The organism is Vibrio sp. 14N.309.X.WAT.E.F5 (assembly GCF_030397615.1).
Lineage (GTDB): Bacteria > Pseudomonadota > Gammaproteobacteria > Enterobacterales > Vibrionaceae > Vibrio > Vibrio lentus.
Genome location: NZ_JAPNXR010000044.1, coordinates 1 through 527 on the forward strand (window position 1 = coordinate 1; position 527 = coordinate 527).

At 43.6% G+C, this 527-nt stretch carries 3 tRNA genes; all 3 read left to right on the top strand.

Features of this window, described 5'->3' with window-relative positions:
• Positions 1-139: 139 nt before the first annotated feature.
• Positions 140-224, top strand: a tRNA-Leu gene (locus tag OW495_RS23005).
• A gap of 30 nt (positions 225-254) precedes the next feature.
• Positions 255-329 (top strand) — tRNA-Gln (locus OW495_RS23010).
• A gap of 107 nt (positions 330-436) precedes the next feature.
• A tRNA-Leu gene (locus tag OW495_RS23015) sits at positions 437-521 on the top strand.
• Positions 522-527: the final 6 nt, after the last annotated feature.

Here is a 527-nt window from a genome sequence, read left to right on the forward strand (position 1 = left end):
ACTCATAATGATGGGGTCGCAGGTTCGAATCCCGCAGTAGCCACCATTCTTTCTTTATGAAAGAAAAAGTACAAACAACGTTATATTGAATCACCAATGTCGATATAACTATACTCTTCGCTAGAGTAAAAGCTTTGCTGCGGTCGTGGCGGAATTGGTAGACGCACCAGATTTAGGTTCTGGCGCCGAGAGGTGTGAGAGTTCAAGTCTCTCCGACCGCACCATTATTTAGATATCTTAAATGATATCATTGTTGGGCTATCGCCAAGCGGTAAGGCACTGGCTTTTGATGCCAGCATTCCCTGGTTCGAATCCAGGTAGCCCAGCCACTATTTAAACTCTTTGTTTTTACTTAGCTTGTTTTAAGCTAAATAGTAAACCAAGAGCACAACGTTATATTGAATCACCAATATCGATATAACTATAAAGATTTGCTGCGGTCGTGGCGGAATTGGTAGACGCACCAGATTTAGGTTCTGGCGCCGAGAGGTGTGAGAGTTCAAGTCTCTCCGACCGCACCATTATTT